This window comes from Helicobacter jaachi, from assembly GCF_000763135.2.
In the GTDB taxonomy this organism is placed as follows: Bacteria; Campylobacterota; Campylobacteria; order Campylobacterales; family Helicobacteraceae; genus Helicobacter_C; species Helicobacter_C jaachi.
The window spans coordinates 302,335-323,865 of sequence record NZ_JRPR02000001.1 but is presented as its reverse complement, the minus strand read 5'-3'; the positions used below and the strand labels follow the sequence as shown (position 1 = coordinate 323,865).

At 41.1% G+C, this 21,531-nt stretch carries 21 protein-coding genes and 2 pseudogenes; 17 read left to right on the top strand and 6 right to left on the bottom strand.

Annotated features, from left to right (window positions below):
- The first annotated feature begins 51 nt into the window (after positions 1-51).
- The 8 genes and pseudogenes from LS71_RS01570 to LS71_RS09610 form a co-directional block, all read left to right on the top strand.
- On the top strand, positions 52-891 hold the full coding sequence (locus LS71_RS01570) for a class 1 fructose-bisphosphatase (RefSeq protein WP_034352078.1): 840 nt from the start codon (positions 52-54) through the stop codon (positions 889-891).
- A complete protein-coding gene (locus LS71_RS01565; protein ID WP_034352080.1) occupies positions 884-1,090 on the top strand; it encodes a hypothetical protein in 207 nt (68 codons plus the stop codon). Before LS71_RS01570 ends, LS71_RS01565 begins: the two co-directional genes overlap by 8 nt.
- Positions 1,091-1,111: 21 nt before the next feature.
- Positions 1,112-3,094, top strand: coding sequence for a methionine--tRNA ligase (gene metG, locus LS71_RS01560; protein WP_034352082.1), 1,983 nt, complete (start codon positions 1,112-1,114; stop codon positions 3,092-3,094).
- A 21-nt stretch (positions 3,095-3,115) separates the two neighbouring features.
- Positions 3,116-4,156, top strand: a complete 1,041-nt coding sequence (locus tag LS71_RS01555; protein WP_034352084.1) for an alpha-amylase family protein — start codon at positions 3,116-3,118, stop codon at positions 4,154-4,156.
- The gene (cmoB, locus tag LS71_RS01550) at positions 4,140-5,060 is read left to right on the top strand and encodes a tRNA 5-methoxyuridine(34)/uridine 5-oxyacetic acid(34) synthase CmoB (protein ID WP_034352087.1); all 921 of its coding nucleotides are present in this window, start codon (positions 4,140-4,142) and stop codon (positions 5,058-5,060) included. Before LS71_RS01555 ends, cmoB begins: the two co-directional genes overlap by 17 nt.
- Before the next feature lie 11 nt (positions 5,061-5,071).
- The gene (locus tag LS71_RS01545; protein WP_034352090.1) at positions 5,072-5,527 is read left to right on the top strand and encodes a thioesterase; all 456 of its coding nucleotides are present in this window, start codon (positions 5,072-5,074) and stop codon (positions 5,525-5,527) included.
- Between the two features lie 156 nt (positions 5,528-5,683).
- A pseudogene (locus LS71_RS09860) lies at positions 5,684-6,313 on the top strand (PDC sensor domain-containing protein); the annotation flags it as partial.
- Positions 6,314-7,366: 1,053 nt separating this feature from the next.
- Positions 7,367-7,777: pseudogene (locus LS71_RS09610) on the top strand (methyl-accepting chemotaxis protein); the annotation flags it as partial.
- Between the two features lie 52 nt (positions 7,778-7,829).
- On the opposite strand, the gene LS71_RS09410 reads toward LS71_RS09610, so the two are convergent.
- The 3 genes from LS71_RS09410 to cysK form a co-directional block, all read right to left on the bottom strand.
- Positions 7,830-7,967 (bottom strand): hypothetical protein, encoded by a 138-nt coding sequence (locus LS71_RS09410; protein WP_194145640.1) that lies wholly within the window; start codon positions 7,965-7,967, stop codon positions 7,830-7,832.
- 70 nt (positions 7,968-8,037) lie between these two features.
- Positions 8,038-9,003 (bottom strand): dioxygenase family protein, encoded by a 966-nt coding sequence (locus tag LS71_RS01535; protein WP_194145639.1) that lies wholly within the window; start codon positions 9,001-9,003, stop codon positions 8,038-8,040.
- The gene (cysK, locus tag LS71_RS01530) at positions 8,954-9,859 is read right to left on the bottom strand and encodes a cysteine synthase A (protein WP_034352099.1); all 906 of its coding nucleotides are present in this window, start codon (positions 9,857-9,859) and stop codon (positions 8,954-8,956) included. The genes LS71_RS01535 and cysK overlap by 50 nt, the downstream gene beginning before the upstream one ends.
- Before the next feature lie 256 nt (positions 9,860-10,115).
- Here cysK and LS71_RS01525 point away from each other — a divergent pair, with 256 nt between their 5' ends.
- Positions 10,116-11,321 (top strand): glycosyltransferase family protein, encoded by a 1,206-nt coding sequence (locus tag LS71_RS01525; protein WP_034352102.1) that lies wholly within the window; start codon positions 10,116-10,118, stop codon positions 11,319-11,321.
- Here LS71_RS01525 and LS71_RS01520 read toward each other — a convergent pair.
- From LS71_RS01520 to LS71_RS01510, 3 genes are read right to left on the bottom strand one after another with little or no spacing between them, the layout of a single operon-like run.
- The gene (locus LS71_RS01520) at positions 11,277-11,492 is read right to left on the bottom strand and encodes a hypothetical protein (RefSeq protein ID WP_034352105.1); all 216 of its coding nucleotides are present in this window, start codon (positions 11,490-11,492) and stop codon (positions 11,277-11,279) included. The two genes, LS71_RS01525 and LS71_RS01520, sit on opposite strands and share 45 nt — an antisense overlap.
- 20 nt (positions 11,493-11,512) lie before the next feature.
- Positions 11,513-13,957, bottom strand: coding sequence for an endopeptidase La (gene lon, locus LS71_RS01515; RefSeq protein WP_034352108.1), 2,445 nt, complete (start codon positions 13,955-13,957; stop codon positions 11,513-11,515).
- An 8-nt stretch (positions 13,958-13,965) separates the two neighbouring features.
- A complete protein-coding gene (locus LS71_RS01510) occupies positions 13,966-14,607 on the bottom strand; it encodes an outer membrane protein assembly factor BamD (RefSeq protein WP_034352110.1) in 642 nt (213 codons plus the stop codon).
- A 129-nt stretch (positions 14,608-14,736) separates the two neighbouring features.
- Between LS71_RS01510 and fliW the strand changes: the two genes are divergently transcribed.
- The 8 genes from fliW to LS71_RS01470 all read left to right on the top strand — a co-directional run bounded on the left by fliW (position 14,737) and on the right by LS71_RS01470 (position 21,358).
- The gene (gene fliW, locus LS71_RS01505) at positions 14,737-15,177 is read left to right on the top strand and encodes a flagellar assembly protein FliW (RefSeq protein ID WP_138109786.1); all 441 of its coding nucleotides are present in this window, start codon (positions 14,737-14,739) and stop codon (positions 15,175-15,177) included.
- The gene (locus LS71_RS01500; protein WP_034352114.1) at positions 15,174-16,025 is read left to right on the top strand and encodes a pyrroline-5-carboxylate reductase; all 852 of its coding nucleotides are present in this window, start codon (positions 15,174-15,176) and stop codon (positions 16,023-16,025) included. Before fliW ends, LS71_RS01500 begins: the two co-directional genes overlap by 4 nt.
- A gap of 10 nt (positions 16,026-16,035) precedes the next feature.
- Positions 16,036-17,178, top strand: a complete 1,143-nt coding sequence (gene tgt, locus LS71_RS01495; protein ID WP_034352117.1) for a tRNA guanosine(34) transglycosylase Tgt — start codon at positions 16,036-16,038, stop codon at positions 17,176-17,178.
- Positions 17,168-17,527, top strand: a complete 360-nt coding sequence (gene rbfA / locus LS71_RS01490) for a 30S ribosome-binding factor RbfA (RefSeq protein WP_034352119.1) — start codon at positions 17,168-17,170, stop codon at positions 17,525-17,527. The genes tgt and rbfA overlap by 11 nt, the downstream gene beginning before the upstream one ends.
- A gap of 45 nt (positions 17,528-17,572) precedes the next feature.
- Entirely contained in the window at positions 17,573-18,046 is a 474-nt protein-coding gene (locus LS71_RS01485; RefSeq protein ID WP_034352121.1) for a ribosome maturation factor RimP, read from the top strand.
- The gene (gene ribD, locus LS71_RS01480; protein ID WP_034352123.1) at positions 18,036-19,064 is read left to right on the top strand and encodes a bifunctional diaminohydroxyphosphoribosylaminopyrimidine deaminase/5-amino-6-(5-phosphoribosylamino)uracil reductase RibD; all 1,029 of its coding nucleotides are present in this window, start codon (positions 18,036-18,038) and stop codon (positions 19,062-19,064) included. Before LS71_RS01485 ends, ribD begins: the two co-directional genes overlap by 11 nt.
- Entirely contained in the window at positions 19,052-19,810 is a 759-nt protein-coding gene (locus LS71_RS01475; protein ID WP_034352126.1) for a tRNA1(Val) (adenine(37)-N6)-methyltransferase, read from the top strand. The genes ribD and LS71_RS01475 overlap by 13 nt, the downstream gene beginning before the upstream one ends.
- 120 nt (positions 19,811-19,930) lie before the next feature.
- The gene (locus LS71_RS01470; RefSeq protein WP_034352129.1) at positions 19,931-21,358 is read left to right on the top strand and encodes a hypothetical protein; all 1,428 of its coding nucleotides are present in this window, start codon (positions 19,931-19,933) and stop codon (positions 21,356-21,358) included.
- The last annotated feature ends 173 nt before the right edge of the window (positions 21,359-21,531 follow it).

Genomic DNA, 21,531 nt, shown 5'->3' with positions numbered 1-21,531 from the left:
TAAAAACACAACACATCACAAGCCACGCATTTACCACTACAAGGAGCATTTATGATTAGCGTTATTTTTGATACTCTAAAAGAATCTGCCCTCCGCATAGATTCTCTACTAAAAAGCACGTCCGCGCAGTATTTGCAAAGCACCAATACTAGCGGAGATATGCAGCTTGAAGTTGATGTGCTAGCCGATAAATTATTGCAAGAAAGCCTGCTTATGCTGCCTTGTGTGAAAGGCATTTGTAGTGAGGAGCAAGCAGATATAGTGTATTCTAGCCACACGCAAGCGCCTTATATGATTGCCTATGACCCACTTGATGGCTCTTCGCTCATTGATAGTAATCTAAGCATTGGAAGTATTTTTGGTATCTACAATCACAGCCTGGAGGCAAAAAACCTCATCGCAAGCGCGTATATCATTTATGGACCAAAGCTTGAAATGCTTATCGCTCAAGAGCAACCCCTGCACTATCGCTATAATGGGCAGACTTGGCATAATCTAGGCGCACTGCAGCTTAAAACTAAAGGCAAGATTAACGCACCCGGCGGCACGCAAAAGCATTGGGAGGGTAAGCATAAGGCGATGATAGAATCTTTATTTGCTCAAGGCTATCGCTTACGCTATTCGGGGGGAATGGTGCCTGATTTGCATCAGATTCTTATTAAAGGTGGAGGGCTTTTTAGCTACCCTGCGACTAGTGATGCGCCTACAGGAAAGCTGCGCAAACTCTTTGAGGTATTCCCTTTTGCATTCATTTATGAAAAGGCTGGAGGCTATGCAACTAATGGCACACAAAGGCTTTTAGAACTTGAAGTGGCACATTTGCACGATAGCACGCCCTGCTTTTTTGGCAGCGAATATGAAATTAAGCTAGTAAAGGAAGTCTATGAGTGAAGTATTACATGAAAATGACATCTACACACAGAATCTAGATACGCAAATCACGCTTTTGCAGCAATGCCAAAGGGATAAAGGCTTCACTTCTTGTCTAGCTTGTAAGCAGCTCATTGGCTGTGAAGTGCGGCAAGCCTATGTCAAAGCCGTGTATGAGAGTATGTCAAAAGGGCAGCAAGGCGGCTTTGACTTTAACTAGATTCTATACCAAAGGAAATATATGCAAGAAAAAGTATTTATCACCTCCCCTATTTATTATGTCAATGATATTCCCCATATTGGGCATGCCTACACGACTATTTTATGCGATATGCTGAAAAAATTCTATGCACTGCAGGGTAAAGATGTGCTATTTCTTACCGGCACAGATGAGCATGGGCAGAAAATTGAGCAATCTGCCAATAAACACCACCAAAGCCCGCAGAGCTATGCAGATTCTATAAGCTTGCGTTTTCGCGAGTTATGGGATAATTTTGGGCTAGATTATGATATTTTTGTGCGCACCACTGATGCAAATCACTGCCTATGCGTGCAGAAAGCCTTTGCATTTATGTATGATAAGGGCGATATTTACAAAGGTAGCTATGAGGGGCATTACTGCATATCGTGTGAGAGCTTTTTTACCCAAACGCAGCTAGGGAGCGGTAATACCTGCCCAGATTGCGGCAAACCTACGCAGGTTGTGCAAGAGGAGAGCTATTTTTTTGCCCTAAGCAAATATCAAGAGCGCCTTTTAGCCCATTATGAGGCTAATCCCCATATGATTGCGCCCTCATTTCGCCAAAATGAAGTCATAAGCTTTATTAAAGAAGGGCTAAATGACTTATCTATCACACGCACAAGCTTTGAATGGGGTGTGCCGCTGCCGCAAAATATCGCGCAAAAAAATGACAAAAAGCATGTGATGTATGTATGGCTTGATGCGCTTTTAAGCTACATAAGCCCGCTAGGCTATATGCAAGATAATGCACAAATGGCGTATTGGCACAATGCTACGCATTTTGTGGGCAAAGATATTTTGCGCTTTCATGCAGTCTATTGGCTTGCATTTTTAATGAGCCTTGAGCTGCCCTTGCCGCGCCATATTTATGCGCATGGTTGGTGGACAAAAGATGGCGCAAAGATGAGTAAAAGCATTGGCAATGTGATTAATCCACAAGAAGTTGCTAGCGCGTACGGTATAGAATCTTTTCGCTATTTTCTTATGCGTGAAATGCCCTTTGGGCAAGATGGTGACTTTAGCCAAAAGGCATTGATTGAGCGCATTAATGCCGAACTTGGCAATGATGTGGGCAATCTGCTTAATCGCTTGCAAGGTATGAGTGAGAAATATTTTAACTTGCAGCTAGATTCTAAAGACATACCTGCTTATTTTAATGATGAGCTTAAAAAGCTTTATGCGCTCACTCAAAGCGTGCAAGAGAAAATGCCCCAAATGCAGCCACACCGCTACATTGAAGAGCTATGGAAAATCTTTAAATTGGGCAATCATATCATTACACAATATGAGCCTTGGGCGCTAGTCAAAGCCAATAAAGATAAAGAGGCTATGGCGCTACTCGCGCTTGTGGCAAATATCTTAGCGCAAGGTAGCCTTTTGCTTTATCCTATTATGCCAGAGACGGCTAGCAAAATCGCACTCGCGCTAAATATTGAGATAAATGCTAAAAACTTCGCGCACTTTATCACGCATAAAGCACTGCTTGAGCCTTTTAGCCTAAATAAAACACCCATGCTTTTCCCGCGCATAGAATCTCCGCTCATTATAGAATCTAGCGCGGATTCTAAACTAGATTCTATAAACGCCAAAACCCCTAACACACAAGCTGCGCGCCTAGATTCTATAAATACCTCCCATACGAGTGAAGAGGGCGCAAATATTGTAGATATTAAAGATTTTAGCAAGCTTGATATACGCATAGGCACGATTGTAGAATGCACAGCCCTAAAAAAAAGCCAAAAACTTTTAAAGCTTTTAGTCGATATTGGTGAAGCAAAGCCGCGGCAGATTCTATCAGGCATTGCGCAGTATTATTCGCCAACTTCACTCATAGGCAGGCAAATATGCCTTATTGTAAATCTCAAACCCGCCAAGCTTATGGGCGAGCTAAGTGAGGGAATGATACTTGCTAGTAAAGATGAAAATGGCTTATCCTTGCTAGGTATAGACAGCCCAAGAGCCAATGGGAGTAAGGTGAGCTAAATTCTTAAACAAGGACTTTATGTGAGAGTAAATGAAGTCGTAGAAATCACCAAAGGGGCATTGCTCACCACGCCTTCTATCACTGCCTTTTTGCGCATTGTGTGCGATGCAAGGGTGGTGCAAAAGGGTGATTTATTTATCGCCAAAGATAAATCCCAAATCCCCCACGCTATCGCTGCTGGCGCATATGGGATTATTTGCACTCCTCATACTGAAGTGAGTGACGCAGAAATTGCGTGGATAGTGGTTGAAAATATGCAAGAGTGCTTAACGCGCCTCATACGCTACAAACTCCTTGCTAAAAACATTACTACCATTTATGTAAGCGCCATTGAATACGCCATAGCAAAAGAAATTGTGTGCGATGAGCGGGCTAGATTCTGTAATGAGGATTTGTATGCTTTTATTGAGTTATTAAATGATGAGATTGCTTTTATTTTTACGCATAATGAGCAGATTTTAGAGCTTAGTTTTGAAGCGCTAAAAGCTCATATACCCAACAAACGCCCATTTTTAGTGCTATCGCATACGCTTTTTGATAGCACGATTTTTTATAAAAGCGCGCACTATCGCATTAATCTACCCAAATTATTTTTTAATGAATTAAGCGCTGTGCTTAATGTATGCGAAAATAAGCAAATCCAATACGCCCTAAGCCACTTTAAACATATCCCATTTTTTAAACCTAATTTTTTAAACAGCTTGGGGCAAGTTATTGAATATGGGCAAGCCTCAAAAGTCGCCATTGCTGAAAAAGATATTGAGCAGTTTAAAAAATATATGGCTTATATTGCTAATAATGCCACTTGGGGAAGGATTTTATTCCTTGTGCCGCTTGTGTATTTGGAGCTTTTTAATCAAATCGGGCAAACTTTTGCTTACAAAACAGATGATGAATTATGTGAATATATCCATAATGAAAATTTTAATTTTGCTTTGATTTTAGGCATTGATGATACAAGCTTAATGCACGCCTTAAGCACGCACCGCAAGCAAGTTATTGAGCCAAATTTATTTTCAAATATGCTAGAAGATGCCCCAGTTTATGAGCGACTTTTTTAAATACGCAAGAGAGAAATCTGCGCGCATTCAAGGGGCTAAACATATTGCTAGATTCTATGAGCAGCTAGCCCTTTTGCCGCGCATTCCTGCGACTTTTTATGCCAAAGATGGAATCCACATTCAAGCACTTGCAGCAGATATGGTAGCAACACACCATGACATGCTTTATGATATGGCTATACAGCTAAAACCATGGCGCAAGGGACCATTTTTTTTATTTGATATACACATTGATAGCGAGTGGCAGAGCTTTATGAAATGGCAGCTGCTCGCTCCGCATTGTAATCTTAAAGGCAAGCATATAGCAGATGTAGGCTGCAATAATGGCTATTATATGTTTGAAATGCTCTCCCACGAGCCAGATTCTATAATAGGCTTTGACCCAAGCGGGCTGTTCAAGGCGCAATTTGATTTTGTTAATCACTTTATAAACGCGCCTATTAACTTTGAGCTACTAGGTGTAGAGGATTTATTAGCCTACACGCAAGCGCATAAGCACAAATTTGATGTGATATTTTGTTTGGGTGTGCTGTATCATCGTCTTGAGCCTATAAGCACGCTAAAGATTTTGTCGCAGTCTTTGCAAAGCGGGGGAGAAGTGATTTTAGACACACTTATTTATCAAAGTGAAGAGGAAATTTGCCTAAGCCCTGCTAAAAGCTATGCTAAAATGTCAAATGTCTATTTTATCCCTAGCATTAGTGCGCTTAAAGGTTGGTGCGAGCGGGCAAAGTTTAGCCATTTTGAAATCCTAGCCCTAAGCCCCACCACCACTAAAGAGCAGCGCGCGAGCAAATGGGTAGATTCTCAAAGTTTGGCTGCATTTTTAAATGAGAGCCAAACCCTCACTATAGAGGGCTATCAAGCACCTATACGAGGATACTTTAAATTGAGAAAAGATTGAAGGAGCAGGCCATGCCAGATGATGGATTAAATGAAGAAGTAGTAAATATCCCACTTGAAAATAGTGATTTAGAAGTCTGCACAAGTATGCCTGCAAATATTGTGGGCGAGCTTGTGGAGCTGTATCGTCATAAAGCTGTTGTGAAATTTGTCCCCAATGAGCGTATGATAATGGATGAGAGTAAAATGATACACGCAGGCTTTGTCTTTAACTCTGCAAGCTATGCTGCAATGGCTGCGATTAATAAAAAATATAGCGTGCTTATTGCCTCTGATGTGAAGTTTCTAGCGCCTATTGAGCTAGGGCATGAGGTTATTTTTAAGGCCGAAGCCATTCAAAGCGATACTAAAAAATGTGAAGTTAAGGTTGAGGGCTACTTGCTTGATATTAAAATTTTTGATTCTATCTTTCACATTGCTGTTTTTGATAAAAAAATATTTAAACTTCGCTTCAAAGATGATGAGTGATTTAAGTCCCATAAATACGCTCATCTAATCTCCAAATCCCCCACAGCACTTCCCTAAAATCCGCAAAAATAATGGATAGGCTTAAGCTTATATTTCTCATTATTTTGCTAAAAATGCGCTTTGTTTTTGTTGATTTAAGCTCAAACTAAGGAAGGTATGATGCTAAAACATTTTTCACTTGGGACAAAGTCAATTCTTAGTATTGTGGGTATATTGGCAATATGTATGGCGATTATGATATCTGTGCTAGTTACGCAAAGCACAGATATTGCCAGAGAAGATGCAAAAGTGCTTATCTTTAATGCTTCCCAGCGCGTGGCAAATGAATATCAAGGGCGTATCCATGAAAGCCTAGTCGCGCTTAAGTTTTTACAGCAAAATATTTCAGGACTTATCCAAGAGAAAGCCGATATGGGCTTTATGGCACGCACAAGAGCAAGGCTTAGCGACGCACTAGATAGCACTGCATACATTGAAAATGGCTTTTTACTCATTAAAAAAGAGGCACTAAGCAAATTTCAAGTAGAACCAGAGCATATCGTAAATGGCGATTTATTTTTATACGCCCATGATGAAAATCCACTTGCTAAAGGTGGCATAACATTCACTCCAGAAGATACTTCCGTGCTTTCACTAAATCAAATATCCCAAGCTATGCAAAATGGCAAGATTGCTATCAGCAAGCCCTACCCCTCAAAGCATAGCGGCGCGAATACGGCTGTATTTGATATTATCCTGCCTATTTTTGATGAAAACGGTAAAGCTCAAGGGGTCGTAGGTATGGGCATAAATCTTGATTGGGTGGGCAAGGAGCTTTTGAGTGAGAATTACTCTGTGTTTGAAGATGACTATCGCTGGGCTATGGATAATGAGGGCGTTATCGTAAATAATACCGATTCATCGCGCCTATTCCACAAACTCACAGATATTAATCATAATGAAAATGCTAAAATCATCACCGCGCTTGCTGCTAAATGCCAATCAGGCGTGTATGGCTATGAAAATGTCAATGGCATAAGCACCACTTCGGGTGTGGCGAGCTTCCGCATTGATGAAGATAGCGATGTATGCTACACCACACTTGTTACGGCTATTGATGATTCTGTATATGCCTCTGCTTCAAAGATTGCTACGATTGCTATTGTGGGTGTTGTTTTAACGCTTATTGTATCGGCTGTTTTTATCGCGCTGTATGTGAGAATTAGCATTCTTAGGAGGCTGCATAATATCTCTAGGACGCTCTTTGGCTTTTTTGATTATCTTAATCACAAAACAGATACTAGCCCAAAGCCGCTTAAGATTCTGGCCAATGATGAGCTAGGCAAAATGGGCACAGCCATTAATGAAAATATCGCCCGCACGCAGGAGGGCTTAAAGCTTGATAGCGAACTTATTAGCGAAGTGGTGCATATTGTTGATGAGGCAAAAAAGGGGCGCTTTGGTAAAAACATTGAGCAAAATAGCTTAAATCCGCAAATTAATGAACTCAAAAAAGTGATTAATGAAATGTCTTTGGCATTATTAAACTTAGTGGGCGATGATTTGAGTAAAAATAGGCGCGTGTTTCAAAGCTATTCTAAAAATGATTTTACAGATAGGGTAGAAAATCCGCGCGGTATGGGCGTAGCACTCAATGAATTAGGAGAATCTATTACCAAAATGCTCCAAGATTCTATGCATTATGCCAAAGAGCTTGATAGTAAATCAAAGGCTTTAGAATCTGCAGTAGATGAGCTTACACAAGGCTCAAATTCGCAAGCTGCAAGCCTTGAGCAAACCGCTTCTGCCATAGAGCAAATCACAAGCTCTATGCAAAATGTAAGCGGCAAAACTAATGAAGTTATCAACCAAAGTGAAGATATTAAAAATGTAATAGGCATTATTAATGACATAGCCGACCAAACAAATTTGCTAGCGCTCAATGCCGCCATTGAAGCCGCGCGCGCAGGCGAGCATGGGCGTGGCTTTGCGGTGGTGGCAGATGAAGTGCGCAAGTTAGCCGAGCGCACACAAAAAAGCCTAAGTGAGATTGAGGCAAATACAAATTTATTACTTCAAAGCATTAATGATATGGGAGAATCCATACGAGAGCAAACCACAGGCGTGGCGCAAATTAATGAGGCTATCATGCAGCTTGAAAGCCTCACGCAGCAAAATGTAGAAATCGCCCACCATTCTCAAGAAATCAGTAATGCCCTTGATAATGTGGCAACTACTATTCTAGAAGATGCCAATAAAAAGAAATTCTAGATTCTATCGCGCGGACTTTGGAGCTTTGTAACGGGGTATTAATGGCGTAAAGCTAGTCAAAGTTATAGAATCTAGCCCCAGATTCTATAATTTCCGCGCTGTTGCTTTTGTAAAAGCCGCGCACATCTTGCACAAATGAGCAAAGCCCATTTGAGCCCTCAAAGTATAAAATTATAGCTGCTTTAAGCATCTATCAACTTAGTTTTAGAGGTTAGATTCTATAAATGCTGCAGCTACTTTTAAGCATAAACTTGCGCGCATTAGCTTAAAAACACCCCCTCAAAAGCGCTAGATTCTGTAAAAATATATGAAGTCATAGCAAGTGCGCCAAAATTATATGCCTCATTAAAGACAATTATCTTATCTTGCGCTTCACTCGCCCCAAGCGCAATAAGCAGCGGAATAAAATGCTCTAGTGTAACAAAGCTTTTATTGCTGCCTTTAAGTGTCTTATAATCCACAACCGCATTAAAATCGCGCCTTAAGATACAATGCTTAATGCCCACATCAAATGCCCTAGCCCACTCATAGCCCTCATTTTGCGCCGTCCAAGACAAAAGCGCTAGATTATGCACGATATTTCCACTTGCCAAAATTAGCACACCCTTTTGGCGCAAAAAGCGCAACACCTCACCAAGCCTTAATTGCTGCGCTAAGCTTATATTAAGATTTATACTTAGCGGAATGATGGGCGGTGTGTGAATATTTATAGAATCTAGCGTATGCGCAGACTTGTGTGAGGGCTGTGGATAGATTCTGCATAGCACACTCCAAAGCCCATGGTCTAGTCCCCAAGTATTATCAACGCGTATTTCCCAATCCTTAAGAGAGTGCATAATTATCTGTGCGATTTGCTCATCGCTACTTGCCTCGTATGTGAGGTCATACAACGCCTGTGGGAAGCCATACATATCATAAATTTGCCTAAGGTGTGGGCTATTATTGATAAAAAGCCCATTTGTAGCCCAATGCGCGGATATACCAAGTATAGCACGTGGCGCAAAATGCTGCCTTAGAATCTGCCCCAAACGCTCCCAATTCTGCGTGGTAAGATGAGATTCTATAGCATTCATAGGAGAGCCATGCCCTATGAATACAACGGGCATTTTTTGTGTAGATTCTATCATTACACATGCATCGCTGTTTTTAAGAACTAACGCGAAATGGCGATAGAATCTAGAGCGTATTGAAAAGGTCGGTTGATAAATATCGCTCAGCTGTGTCATTAAGCACGGTAAGCACCGTTTTATCAGGGTGGGCTTTAGCAATTTTGCGCGCGATAGCCACATTGCCACCGCTTGAAATACCAACCATTATGCCCGCTCTCCCTAACTCCTGCGCTGTAGCGATAGCCTCATCATTTTCCACGCATTCAATAGCGTCTATCACATCGCGATTTAAAATACCCGGGATAAAATTCGCCCCGATACCTTGAATCTTGTGCGGTCCTGCCTGTCCTTTGCTCAAAAGCGGTGAAGCCGCTGGCTCTATGCCAATGATTTGAATGCCTTTAATCTTTTCTTTTAACACTTCGCCAACGCCGCTAATCGTGCCGCCTGTGCCAAATCCTGCCACAAAATAATCAAGTTTGCCCTCAAAGCTCTCATAAATTTCAATAGCTGTCGTGCGCTTATGCATTTCTTTATTGGCTAGATTTTCAAACTGGCTTGGCATAAAGGCATTTGGCGTAGATTCTAAAATCTCTTGAGCGCGATTAAGTGCGCCTTTCATTCCTTCACTTGCGGGTGTTAGCACAAGATTTGCGCCAAAAAAGGCTATCATTTTGCGCCGCTCAATACTCATAGATTCTGGCATGGTGATAGTGATTTTTAGCCCAAGCGAAGCACAAATCATCGCTAGCGAAATACCCATATTCCCGCTAGTGCATTCCACAATAAGCGTATCTTTATTAATTTTACCATCATCAAGTGCTTGCTTAATCATACCAAATGCGGGTCTGTCTTTAACTGAATGGCTAGGGTTTAAAAACTCGCATTTGCCATACAAATTAGGTGCGAACTGATGAAGTCGTAGGATAGGGGTGTTACCAATAATGTCTGTGATGTTACTTGCAATTTTCATAAGCAATCCTTTGTTGTTAAATAAACGCCTATTTGTCTGCCTGCGGGCTTACTCGCGAGCAATTTAGGCGCGCAAAGAGTAGCAATATTTTTATTTAAAGTCAAGCATATTTTTATGGCGCGCTCTATTTATTTTGCCGCTTGCTGCGCATTTATATAATCATTTAACACACTTTTTTGTCTTAGATTCTATAAGGTAAAATAGGGCAAAATGCGGCGATGAATTTATAGCAATAATTATAAATGAGAGGATTATTATGTGCGAGATTTGCGTGATTTGTGACCATGATATTACTAAAAAACCCCGTTCAAGTCGTATGCTAAAGCTCCTAGATATGCTACGCCACAAGCATAGAGCGAAGATGCACCTTAATGTCATCTCCAAAGCCTGCGAGCAAGGCGATTTTAAAGCCCTCCATATACAAGCCCATTTGTTAAATTTCCCTAGTGATAAATCAAGCAAGCAGCGCACAAAAGCAGAAAATGAAATGATTATAAAATATTGCGAAATAGGTGATTTTAAGCCACTTATTTTTACCCAAAATCGCCAAATCCTGCCTACATTGCTTGATAGTCTAAATCCCCAAGATGTGCTGATTGTAGAGGATATTACACTTTTGCCCTTTGCAGTATCGTATAAAAATACGCATACATCTTGTAAGATTTTAATTGATTTGCGCGAATTTTATCCGCTTGAATATGAGAATGATACAGAGTGGCTGCGCTCTTTTGGGCGATTTTTTAGCCATTTGTGCCAGACATATTTGCCCTATGTAGATTTAGCCATAAGTGTGAGTGAAGGGCTGTGCGAGCGATATAGGAGCGAATTTCACATTATATGTGATATTTTCTACTCCCTGCCGCCTTTTTTTGACATAACACCCAAAATCCTCCAAGATACAAAGGAGATTAAAATTTTATATCATGGCTTTATAAGTCCAGATAGAAGCAGTATGGAGCTTTTAGAGCTAGCAGAGCTGCTGTGCGGGACGCATTATAGGCTTTACATAATGGCTCTTAGCAATCAAAGGGGCTTTTTGGAGGAGTTTTGCAAAAGGGCAGATTCTATCCCCACGCTCACCATGCTAGCGCCTGTAAGGCTGCCAGATATTATCCCAACTAGCGCGCAGTATGATATAGGGCTTATTCCCTTTAAGCCTACGACCTTTAATCTTGCTCATTGTATGCCAAATAAACTCTTTGAGTATATTCAATCAAGGCTTGCTATACTCACTACCCCACTGCAAGATGTAAGTGCATTTGTGCAAAGCCACAAATGTGGGGTAATTACTCAAGGCTTTGAGGTGCAAGATATAGCGCAATCTTTGCTTAATTTATCCATAGAAGATATTAATATATATAAAATGCAAGCGCAAAAAGCCGCGCAAAAATGGCATTTGGAGGCAAATTTAAGTATATTAGAGAATCTGCTTTGCAATAAATTGGGCATTAGCATAGAGTGAAAGGCTAAATCCTGCGACATTAATAATTACCAAAAACACAAAAAGCGCATAATGGTATTTAGCACGCATAATAAAAAAGAGGCTCAAAGGGAAGAGCAGCACGCCTAAGCCGATAAATATCCAGCCTAGTGCGCATAAAATAATGCCTATATAGAATCTAGCTTGCACCATGCAATCTCATCTTGCGCATTTCACACCACAAGGGCAAGATGAAGCACCTCTTTAATATCACTCACACCAATAATTTGTAGTTTTTCAAGCACCTCTTTTGGTATATCTTTCAAATCCCGCTCATAGTTTTTCTGCGGAATAAGTGCTGTTTTAATGCCTGCTTTATGTGCAGCGATAAGCTTTTCACGCAAGCCGCCAATAGGCAACACATTACCTTGTAATGTCAGTTCGCCCGTCATTGCCACACTTGCATAGATTTTAGATTCTGTCAAAATAGAGGCTATCACGCAAGCCATAGCAATGCCCGCACTTGGACCATCTTTTGGCGTAGCACCCTCTGGCACATGCAAGTGAATATCATAATTTTGATAAATAGGTGTTTTGCCATGCTCTTTGACTTTTAAAATCTTTTTATCAATCAGCACTTTTACCACAGAATGCGCGATGTGTGCAGATTCTTTCATCACATCACCAAGGCTGCCTGTGAGTGTGAGCGCACCTTTACCTTTAATCTTAATGGCTTCAATCTTTAGCACATCACCACCCACACTCGTCCAAGCTAAGCCATTGACTATACCGATAAGATTTTTCTTATCCGCAGGCGAGATTTCAAAGACAATTTTATCAAGGAACTCCCCAAGATTGCGCGGCGTGATATGCACAGATTGACTTCCTTGCAAGATAAGTTTGGCACTTTTGCGCATAATTTGAGCAATTTTGTGGCGCAGATTTCTCACGCCCGCTTCACGCGTGTATTTTTCAATCACTTCTTTAAGCGCACTTACACTTAGCTTTATATCCTGCGCGCTTAAGCCATGCTTTTGCAGCTCTTGTGGGATAAGATATTTTTTAGCAATTTCTAGTTTTTCTTGCGGCGTGTATGATGAAACGGCAATAAATTCCATTCTATCGCGCAAGGGTGCGGGGATTGTAGATATATCATTTGCTGTTGCAATAAAAATTACTTGCGATAAATCAATATCAAAATTTGTGTAATAATCCCTAAAAGCGTGATTTTGCTCCGGGTCTAAAATCTCAAGCAGCACGCTTGTAGGGTCGCCGCGATAGCTCCTGCCTACCTTATCTACCTCATCAAGCACAATGACAGGATTCATCTCCTTTGCCTCAATTAAGCCCTGCACGATGCGCCCGGGCATAGCGCCAATATAAGTGCGGCGATGTCCGCGTAATTCATTTACATCTTCTAAGCCGCCAAGTGCTATGCGCACAAGCTGGCGCTTAATGGCTTTGGCAATGGAGTTTGCAAGGCTTGTCTTACCCACGCCCGGCGGTCCATAAAAGCATAAAATCGTGCCTTTTTCATATTTGCTTATGTCTTTAGATTCTATATGTTTTTTATCCGCGCGTTTTCTAGATTCTATAACGAATTGGGCTTTAGATTCTGTATGTCTCTCATTTATAGAATCTGCGCGCTTAGCGATAAGCTCGCGCACGGCAAAATACTCAATAATGCGCTCTTTTGGCTTTTGCAAAGAATAATGGTCTAAATCCAACTGCTTTGCCACTTTTTGAATGGATAATTTTTCCTTAGCATATTTATCAAAGGGGATTTCAAGCACCCATTCGATGTAATTTTGCAAAATATTAGCATCACCACTATCTTGATGCATGCGAGAGAGACGCTTAATCTGCTTATGCACTTCTTTATAAGCATTCTCGCTCATATAGGGCTTTAGGGCATTTAATTTTTCTTGATACTGCTCCATTTCCTCATCGCGCACATTGTCTGTGCCAAGCTCTTTTTGAATCTGCTTGAGCTGCTCTTTTAGGAAATATTCCTTATTGACTTGCTCCATTTTATTATGCACTTTATTTTTAATCTCTTTTTGCAACTTTTGGGCTTGCGTCTCCTCGATGATATACTCAATAAGCCCTAGCACGCGCTCTTCTACATCATCTTTAGCAAAAAGCTCATAGGCTTGCTCTTTTGAGAGGCGCATAGCAGAGGCGATTAAATCAACAATGCGATTAGGCTCGTGATTTTCCTCAATGCTTTTTAATAAATCTGGCGGGAAATGCCCATCAAGATTAGCCAAATGCCGCACTTTCTCGCGCAAAACTTGCAGGAGCGCATTCATTTTATTAGCATCATATTCTTTATAGCGAATCATATCCACTTCCACCTGCAGCGGCTCTTTGGGCGATTGGATAAGTTTTAAAATCTTACCTCGATATAAGCCTTTAAAGAGCAGCTTCACGCGCCCATCGGGCAAAGCAACTTTGCGCATAATCGAGCCTATCACGCCCACATTATAAAAAGCCTGCGCATTGTCGCTGCGTGTGGAGCTAATAAATACAAGGCTATTGCCCTTTATGGCTTTATCCGCAGCCTTTATATTACTATCATCATTAATAAAAAGCGGCGCAATCATAAAAGGATATATAAATAGCTCATCTTCTACGAGAAGCGGTATAGTCATGGGAAAATTATCATTCAAATTCATTTATGCTCCTACCAATTAAAGATTCTCACATACCACGGAATGTGCGAAGGTCTAGGTTTAAGATTATCATACAAATCCCCATCGATGCGGCTTAAATACTCCTCTTGCGCTGCAATTTTGCCTTGACGCTTATACACATTGGCAATGGAGCGATTAAGCTCGATTTGCCCTAATTGGAATTTGAGATAAATATACTCTACATAAGGCTTATAGCGGCTTTTAGGATAAGCCTGCAAAAAAGATTGTGTATCTGCTATGCTTTGGGCGATAAACTCTTGGTCTTTGCTATAATTTTTAAACCCATAAAAATTTGTTAAAATCTTTAAAAAACGCACATAATCTTGATTAGCAAGTGAAGAATAACGCTTTAAATATTCATCAAAATAAAAGGCTGCCAAAATATATTCATCTTTCTCCATATGCGCCTGCCCTAAGATAAACATCGCCTCTGGCACAAGCGGGGAGTTAATATGCTCACTTTGCAGCGATGAAAAATATCCATCAGCGCCCTCTAAATTACCAAAATTAATCTCTTTGATAATAGACTCATACCAATAAGCAGCGGGTTTATTGTATTCTACCTCCTTTTTTGCACAGCCAAAAAACATAAAAAATGCAAATAAAAGACACACTAATGCGCGAATTCTCATTAAAAACCTTTAATTTTTGAAAATAAAAATGTATTATACACATTACATTTTACGATTTAGTATAAAAATACGGATTTGTGTTATAATCTATAAAGTTATGTTTTATCTAGCTAAATTTTGGAGCAAAATATGATTTTTGAAGTCAAGTCGCCGATTTTAGGATTTGAGCAGGTCACAAAAATGAAGCTTGAAAAAGTTGATGATTTGTTTATGAAACTTTATAATGTCGATGATGAAGTGCCGCATTTCACGCTTGTAAATCCATTTTTGTTGCGAGAATATGAATTTGATGTCCCCTCGAGCATTAAAATCCTGCTTGATTTAGATAATGCCAAAAACCTGCTCATTGCCAATATTATGGTTATCCAAAAGCCTATTGAAAATTCTACCATTAACTTTCTTGCTCCACTTATTTTTAACTTTGATAATCACACCATGGCGCAAGTAGTGCTTGATAGCACGCAATATCCTATGTATAGCCTAAGTGAATCCATTGGCACATATTATAACAAAGAAGAAGCCCAAAAAGGCGAGCAAGCCGCGCCGGTTAGAGATAATTCAGCCCAATGAAGCGCGATTTTGTCGTTGTGGGCTATGGCAATATGGCTCAAGCCATACTCGCACACAATGATTTTTTAACCACACACTACAATCACATTTTCATCATCGGTCGCCATTTAGAAAAAGCCAAAGCCTGCATAGCAGAGCATAATCTTAAAGCCAAAGCGCTGCAGGCTAGCCTTGTAGATTCTAAAATATGCATTGATATAGAGGGCAAAGATGTGCTTTTATGCATTAAACCTAAGGGGTTAGAGAGCTTTATATTCACAGGTGAAGCCCATAGCGTCTATAGCGTGCTAGCGGGCGTGCCTACGCTTAAGCTTACAGAGCATTTAAAGGCACATTTTTATGTGCGCCTTATGCCTAATATCGCAGCATGGAGCAAAGCCTCATCAACAGCATTTTATTGCCTAAATGCCAAGCCTTGCGCAGATTTTGCCGATGTAGTCCAAAAACACATTCTCCCCTTTATTCAATCCTTTGGCGAGGGCGTGCAAGTTAATGATGAAGCACTTATAGAATCTAGCATAGCTACTAGCGGCAGCAGTATCGCCTTTCTAGCCATTATTGCAGAATCTTTAATCGATGCAGGCGTGCTTGAGGGACTTAGCCATGAGCAAAGCGCGGCGTTAGTGCAGCAAACTTTTGCAGGCTTTGCTAAGATACTTGCCCACACAAGCCCAAGCGAGCTAAAATATGCCATTTCAAGCCCAGCAGGCACGACTATTAGAGGATTAGCACTCTTAGAAGAACGCGGCTTACGAGGCATTTTGATAAAGGCTGCTCACACTTCAGCGCAATATGCGCGAGATTATATGAAAAACATAGCAGAGCAAACAAAGCCGCATAAAGCCTAAGGCAGATTCTATGCAGGTTACTCTCAAGGCGCAAGATGATAGAGCCAGAGTGCTTGAGCTTACACTCCCACACAGCACGATACAAACGCCCATTTTTATGCCCGTTGGCACGCAGGGCTGCGTAAAAGCGCTAGATTCTATAGATTTATCACATATTTTGCACACAAAGCTTATCCTTGCAAATACCTACCATATGTATTTGCGCGTGGGATTAAAGCGGCTTAAAGCCTTTGGCGGCGTGCATAAATTTGCTAACTTTCATGGCAGCTATCTTAGCGATAGTGGAGGCTTTCAAGCCTTTAGCCTTGGCAAACATGTAAAAATTATAGAATCTGGCATAGAGTTTAAATCCCACATTGATGGCTCAAAGCATTTTTTCTCGCCCGAATTTGTGCTAGATATTCAATACGCGCTTAATAGCGACATTATGATGGTGCTTGATGATTTAGTAGGGCTGCCAGCAAGCACAGAGCGCATTGCAGATTCTATACAGCGCACTAGTGCTTGGGCGCAAAGAAGTCTTTTATATCATGAGGCGCAAAAGGCGCAGGGCAAGGGCTTAGACAATAATCTTTTTGCTATTATTCAAGGCGGCACAGATAGGCATTTCCGCGCGCTCTCCTGCAGGCAGCTCACAGAAATGGGCGATTTTGATGGCTTTGCCATTGGGGGCTTAGCTGTTGGAGAGGACACACAAGAAATGTATGATACAATTAATCACCTAACACCGCTTATGCCCCCCCACAAGCCGCGCTATCTTATGGGCGTAGGCACGCCGGAGAATATTATAGAATCTATCGCGCTAGGGGTGGATATGTTTGATTGTGTAATGCCTACTAGAAATGCGCGAAATGCGACACTTTTTACGCATTTTGGTAAGATTAATATTAAGGCTGCGAGTTTTATAAACGACACAAAGCCCATTGATGAGGCGTGCGACTGCTACACCTGCACACACTACACGCGCGCGTATTTATGTCATCTTTTCCGCGCGCAAGAAATCACCTATCATCGCTTAGCGACTTTGCATAATTTGCATTATTATCTTACTCTAGCAAAAGGCGCAAGAGAGGCGATTTTAGCAGGTAACTTCAAAGATTATCGCGCCGCATTTTATGCCAAAAGAGCAATGGAGGTGCCAGATGAATATTAAACAGCAGCGGCTAGAATCACTCCTGCAAGAAGTACTAAGCCAAGCGCTTGCCGAGCTTGCAGATTCCCACATTAATCATCTCACTATCACAGGCGTGAAAGCAAGCAGCAAGCAGAGCGCGGAGGTGTTTATCGAGGGGACAGATATTCCCCCACAGGAGCGCAAAATAATTTTAGAGCGCCTTAAAAAAGCGCAAAATATTCTTAAAGATTATGTGCTAAGCGCGACAGAGTGGTTTCGCGCGCCAGAGCTTAGCTTTAGCTTTGATGATAGCTTGCAAAACGCCAATAGGCTTGAGCATATATTCGCCCAATTAGCCAATGAGCAGAAAAATCAAACCAAAAAATAAAAGCAAATAATTGCTAAAATATAGAATCTAAATCAAAGGAATGCCATGCTTTCGCCCGCCACACAAGGAAAAATCGAGCAGCTCGCCACAAGTTTAGGGCTATATGTGTATGATATTGAGTTTTTAAAAGAGAATAATCACCCAATTTTGCGCATTTCTATCACGCGCAAAGCCCCTATGCAAATACTAGATTCTAAACAAAACATGCTAAGCCTGCAAGATTGCCAACATTTAAGCGAGCTGCTCTCTCCTCTGCTTGATGTGGAGGATATAAATATAGAATCTTACGCACTTGAGGTAAGCTCACCCGGGCTAGAGCGCGTGCTTAAAAAGCCTAGACATTATGTATTCTCACTCGGCGAGCAAGTAAGCATAAAGCTTATGGATAAAAGTGTAATTGAGGGTATTTTGCAAGATTTTAGCGAGCGTGATGGGCGCGTTGAGATAAGGCAAGATAATCAAAATATTAGCCTAAACATAGCAGATATTAAAAAAATAAAGGTGATATTTGAATTGTGATGAAATTTTACTCAACCATTGCTGCAATCTCGCGTGGCAAACGCAGAGCCTAGCGCTGCCAAATCCTAGCGTTGGCGCTATGGTGGTCGATAAAAATGGCAATATCTTAGGGCAGGGCGTGCATAAAATCGCAGGCAGCCCGCATGCTGAAGTGCTAGCCCTGCAAGAAGCCTACTATACGCTAAGCCGTGATGAGCGCATTTTAGCCCTTAAAAAGAGTGATGATATTCACGCTTTTCTTTTGCAAAATCATAATCAAATGTTTAAAGAATGCGCGCTATATGTGAGCCTAGAGCCTTGCAATCATAAGGGCAAAACACCTCCTTGTGCGCATTTGCTTGCGCAATTAGGCTTTGCAAAAGTGTGCATTGCCGCACTTGATAATCACGCGCTTGCCGCAGGTGGCAGGGAATATCTCATCTCGCATGGCATTAATGCCATTTTTGTGCAATCCCCCGCACTACAGGAGGCTGCGCATAATTTGCTTTTGCCTTTTGAGACACTTAGGCAAAAGGGGAGATTTGTGCTTTTTAAACTTGCTCATCGCCTTGATGGTAGCTACACGCAAGGGCGCATTTCATCACAAATCTCACAAATTTTTACGCATAATCAAAGGAGTGTTTGTGATTGGCTATGTATTTCGGGCAAGACTTTAAACACAGACAATCCTAAGCTTAACGCCCGCTACGCTCTGCCGCCTTATGATAAAACACATTTGCCCCAAATTGGCATTATCTCGCGCCATGTAGATTCTATAAGTGAACATTTAGCCTCGCGCGCGCGTATTATTAAGGATATAGAGGCATTTAGGGCTTTAGGTGGATTTATCATTGTAGAGGGGGGCTTTAATCTGCTCTCTATGCTTAAAGATGAAATAGATATGCTACTCATTCACGCAGCCTTTTGGTGTGATGGCGCGCATAATAATGCGCATTTTATCCCGCATAATCTCAAAGCACATTTCAAACTTATCCACACTATGCCGCTAGGCGAGGATTTAGCCATATGGCTGCGCTAGAGATTTATCAGCTTGAAAATGGCTATTGCTACAACACAGATAGCTTAATCCTTGCCTACTTTGCGCGTAATTTTTTAAAAAAACATATGCGCATACTTGATGTAGGCGCGGGAAGTGGGATTTTGGGGATATTATGCGCTAGAGAAATATGCAATCTAGGCGGTAAAGCCGAGCTGCATTTGGTAGAAAAAGATGAAGCTATGAGCATATTGGCGCGCAAAAATGCACAGAGTTTTGGTGGCATGGTGCATTGCGTTGATTTTTTAGATTTTGAAACACCCTCTAAATTTGATTTTATCATCACTAATCCTCCATTTTATACCAAAGGCGCGCTGCATGGGCAAAATACGCGCAAAAATCTCGCACGCCAAAGCTGTTTTTTACCGCTGCATGATTTACTCACACACATAAAAAGAGTGCTTAAGCCAAATGGCGTGCTGTGTATGTGCTATGATGCAAGGCTATGCTATGAGCTTTTTTGTGAATTTGGCGCGTGTGGGCTGCATATTGATGAAGTGTGCTTTGTGCATTCTTTGCCTAGTAGAGAATCTACACTTGTTGTGCTTAAGGCTAAGATTCAAAGCAAATCTCCCTTGCGCATTTTGCCGCCTATTTTTACCCACCAAAGCTCTAAACAAAGCGACAATACTAAAGAGCTAAAAGCTATTTACGCATGGGCAAAAACAAAAAGCATTAAAATAAAAACACTAAGTGCGCTAGATTCTATCATGCCCCTACAAGTATGACTTAAGGCGAACTTAAAATGCTAGATTCTATGCTAGATTCTCTATCAAACAAGTTGCCATTGCATTTAAAGCTTAGCAAGGTATAATAACGCCTTAAATTTTAGATATTTAGGATAATTAATGCTATATGGAAAGATTATTAGTGTAGATTCTCAAACGCAGCGCGCGCAGGTGGAGCAGGATTTAAATAAGCGTGTGTTTGACTTTCCCTTTGATGTGTGGGAAGATGAGCTAAGCGATTTAAAAAAAGGTATTGAAGTAGAATTTATCGTAGAGAGCAAGCTTGTTACTAAAATCCATGTAAAGCCAAAGCCCATAGACCCCGATGAAATCCCTGTAACAAAGCCCGCAAAAGTGTGTATTGAGGAGTATTTCGCGCATGAAAATGAAATTTTAAGCGCGTATAAAGACTTTGTCTCAGGGCATTTGAGCCTTGATTTTATCCGTATGCGCCGCTTTTTGCTCACTGCCTATAATGATTTATGTGCCATGGACGCTAATATTGAAAATGATGTGTTAAAAAAGCTAAAAAGAGAGATTATTTATTTATCCAAAGAATATGAGGGATACTACAAAAAGACGCAATACGCGCTTAACTACGCCTTTGAAATGATATTTCTCGCCCGACAAGTGGAATATAATAAAACTGTTACGCATATTGATGAGATTCAAAGCTCACTTGCAAACGCTCAAGCCCAAACAAATGCCCTAAGCGGCACGCTCGCTGCAGAGGAGAAAAATCTAGGAAAGCGCGAGGATAGAGGCAGCAAGGAATTTGCAGAGGCTGAAAAAGAAGTCAAGCAAATGCGCAAGCGCTATGTAGATTTGCTCAACTTTATTGGCAATCAAAAAGATGCGCTAGTTACTGAAAATGCACGCTTAAAGCGATTTAAAGAAGAGCATTTTGAAGCCTTTAGCAAAGTATATACGCCCATGACGCAGGATATTAAAACGCGCTTTATTGCCCTGCTTGACACAAAGGCGTATGATTTTGACACTACTTTATGGAGTAGAGCAAAATATAGCCAAGCAGTGAAGCAGTTTTTTCGTAATTCGCGCATTGAGGGGAGCTTTAGCTCAAAAACATTTTTGCGATATTTTTTACGCGGACTTGATAAATCTAAGCTCTCCGCGCGCTCAAAGGAACTTTTTGACCTGCTGCATTATTTAGAAACCACCAATCGCAAGAGTCTGCTTATCGTGCGTGAAACCATGGTAAATATCCTCAAATACCGCCAAGTGATTGAGAAAATTGACTCAAGCCTGCTTATCACTATGAATAATGACCCCATTGATGCGCTAAAGAGCCTTATGCAAACGCCGCAAGATATTATTGTCATTGATGAAAAAATAGGCAATGTCACCGCGCTAGGCTTTATTAAAACCTACAAAGAAATGCCAAAAGCCAATCCAAAAACCGTCTTTTGCGTGATTGTCCATGAGCTTCCCGCTTCAGAAATCATCTCTAAGGGCAAGTTTATGGGCGTGGAGTTTGTGCCAGAGCAGAATATGGATATGCTCTATGATTGCATTCGTATGGCGCTGTAAGTATGTGGGTAGGTATGTAGATTCTATATCGCGCTAGGTTTTAAACCAAAATAAACCCTACTAGATTCTATAAATACACATAGCGCGCTTTGGCAATATCTTAGCTTTTATGTTATTTTTAGTTTTATTTATTATAATCGCAAGTCGCTCTCATTATTTTTATCTTAAGGATA

Excerpts from the sequence above, each read along its gene's own strand:
- LS71_RS01535 (WP_194145639.1), bottom strand. The coding sequence starts at position 9,003 with ATGACACAGCTGAGCGATATTTATCAACCGACCTTTTCAATACGCTCT.
- fliW (WP_138109786.1), top strand. The coding sequence starts at position 14,737 with ATGATTTTTGAAGTCAAGTCGCCGATTTTAGGATTTGAGCAGGTCACA.
- lon (WP_034352108.1), bottom strand. The coding sequence starts at position 13,957 with ATGAATTTGAATGATAATTTTCCCATGACTATACCGCTTCTCGTAGAA.
- cmoB (WP_034352087.1), top strand. The coding sequence starts at position 4,140 with ATGAGCGACTTTTTTAAATACGCAAGAGAGAAATCTGCGCGCATTCAA.
- cysK (WP_034352099.1), bottom strand. The coding sequence starts at position 9,859 with ATGAAAATTGCAAGTAACATCACAGACATTATTGGTAACACCCCTATC.
- LS71_RS01545 (WP_034352090.1), top strand. The coding sequence starts at position 5,072 with ATGCCAGATGATGGATTAAATGAAGAAGTAGTAAATATCCCACTTGAA.
- LS71_RS01470 (WP_034352129.1), top strand. The coding sequence starts at position 19,931 with ATGCTATATGGAAAGATTATTAGTGTAGATTCTCAAACGCAGCGCGCG.
- LS71_RS01500 (WP_034352114.1), top strand. The coding sequence starts at position 15,174 with ATGAAGCGCGATTTTGTCGTTGTGGGCTATGGCAATATGGCTCAAGCC.
- metG (WP_034352082.1), top strand. The coding sequence starts at position 1,112 with ATGCAAGAAAAAGTATTTATCACCTCCCCTATTTATTATGTCAATGAT.
- LS71_RS01520 (WP_034352105.1), bottom strand. The coding sequence starts at position 11,492 with ATGGTGCAAGCTAGATTCTATATAGGCATTATTTTATGCGCACTAGGC.
- LS71_RS01565 (WP_034352080.1), top strand. The coding sequence starts at position 884 with ATGAGTGAAGTATTACATGAAAATGACATCTACACACAGAATCTAGAT.
- LS71_RS01475 (WP_034352126.1), top strand. The coding sequence starts at position 19,052 with ATGGCTGCGCTAGAGATTTATCAGCTTGAAAATGGCTATTGCTACAAC.
- LS71_RS01525 (WP_034352102.1), top strand. The coding sequence starts at position 10,116 with ATGTGCGAGATTTGCGTGATTTGTGACCATGATATTACTAAAAAACCC.
- rbfA (WP_034352119.1), top strand. The coding sequence starts at position 17,168 with ATGAATATTAAACAGCAGCGGCTAGAATCACTCCTGCAAGAAGTACTA.
- LS71_RS01485 (WP_034352121.1), top strand. The coding sequence starts at position 17,573 with ATGCTTTCGCCCGCCACACAAGGAAAAATCGAGCAGCTCGCCACAAGT.
- LS71_RS01570 (WP_034352078.1), top strand. The coding sequence starts at position 52 with ATGATTAGCGTTATTTTTGATACTCTAAAAGAATCTGCCCTCCGCATA.
- tgt (WP_034352117.1), top strand. The coding sequence starts at position 16,036 with ATGCAGGTTACTCTCAAGGCGCAAGATGATAGAGCCAGAGTGCTTGAG.
- LS71_RS09410 (WP_194145640.1), bottom strand. The coding sequence starts at position 7,967 with ATGCTTAAAGCAGCTATAATTTTATACTTTGAGGGCTCAAATGGGCTT.
- LS71_RS01510 (WP_034352110.1), bottom strand. The coding sequence starts at position 14,607 with ATGAGAATTCGCGCATTAGTGTGTCTTTTATTTGCATTTTTTATGTTT.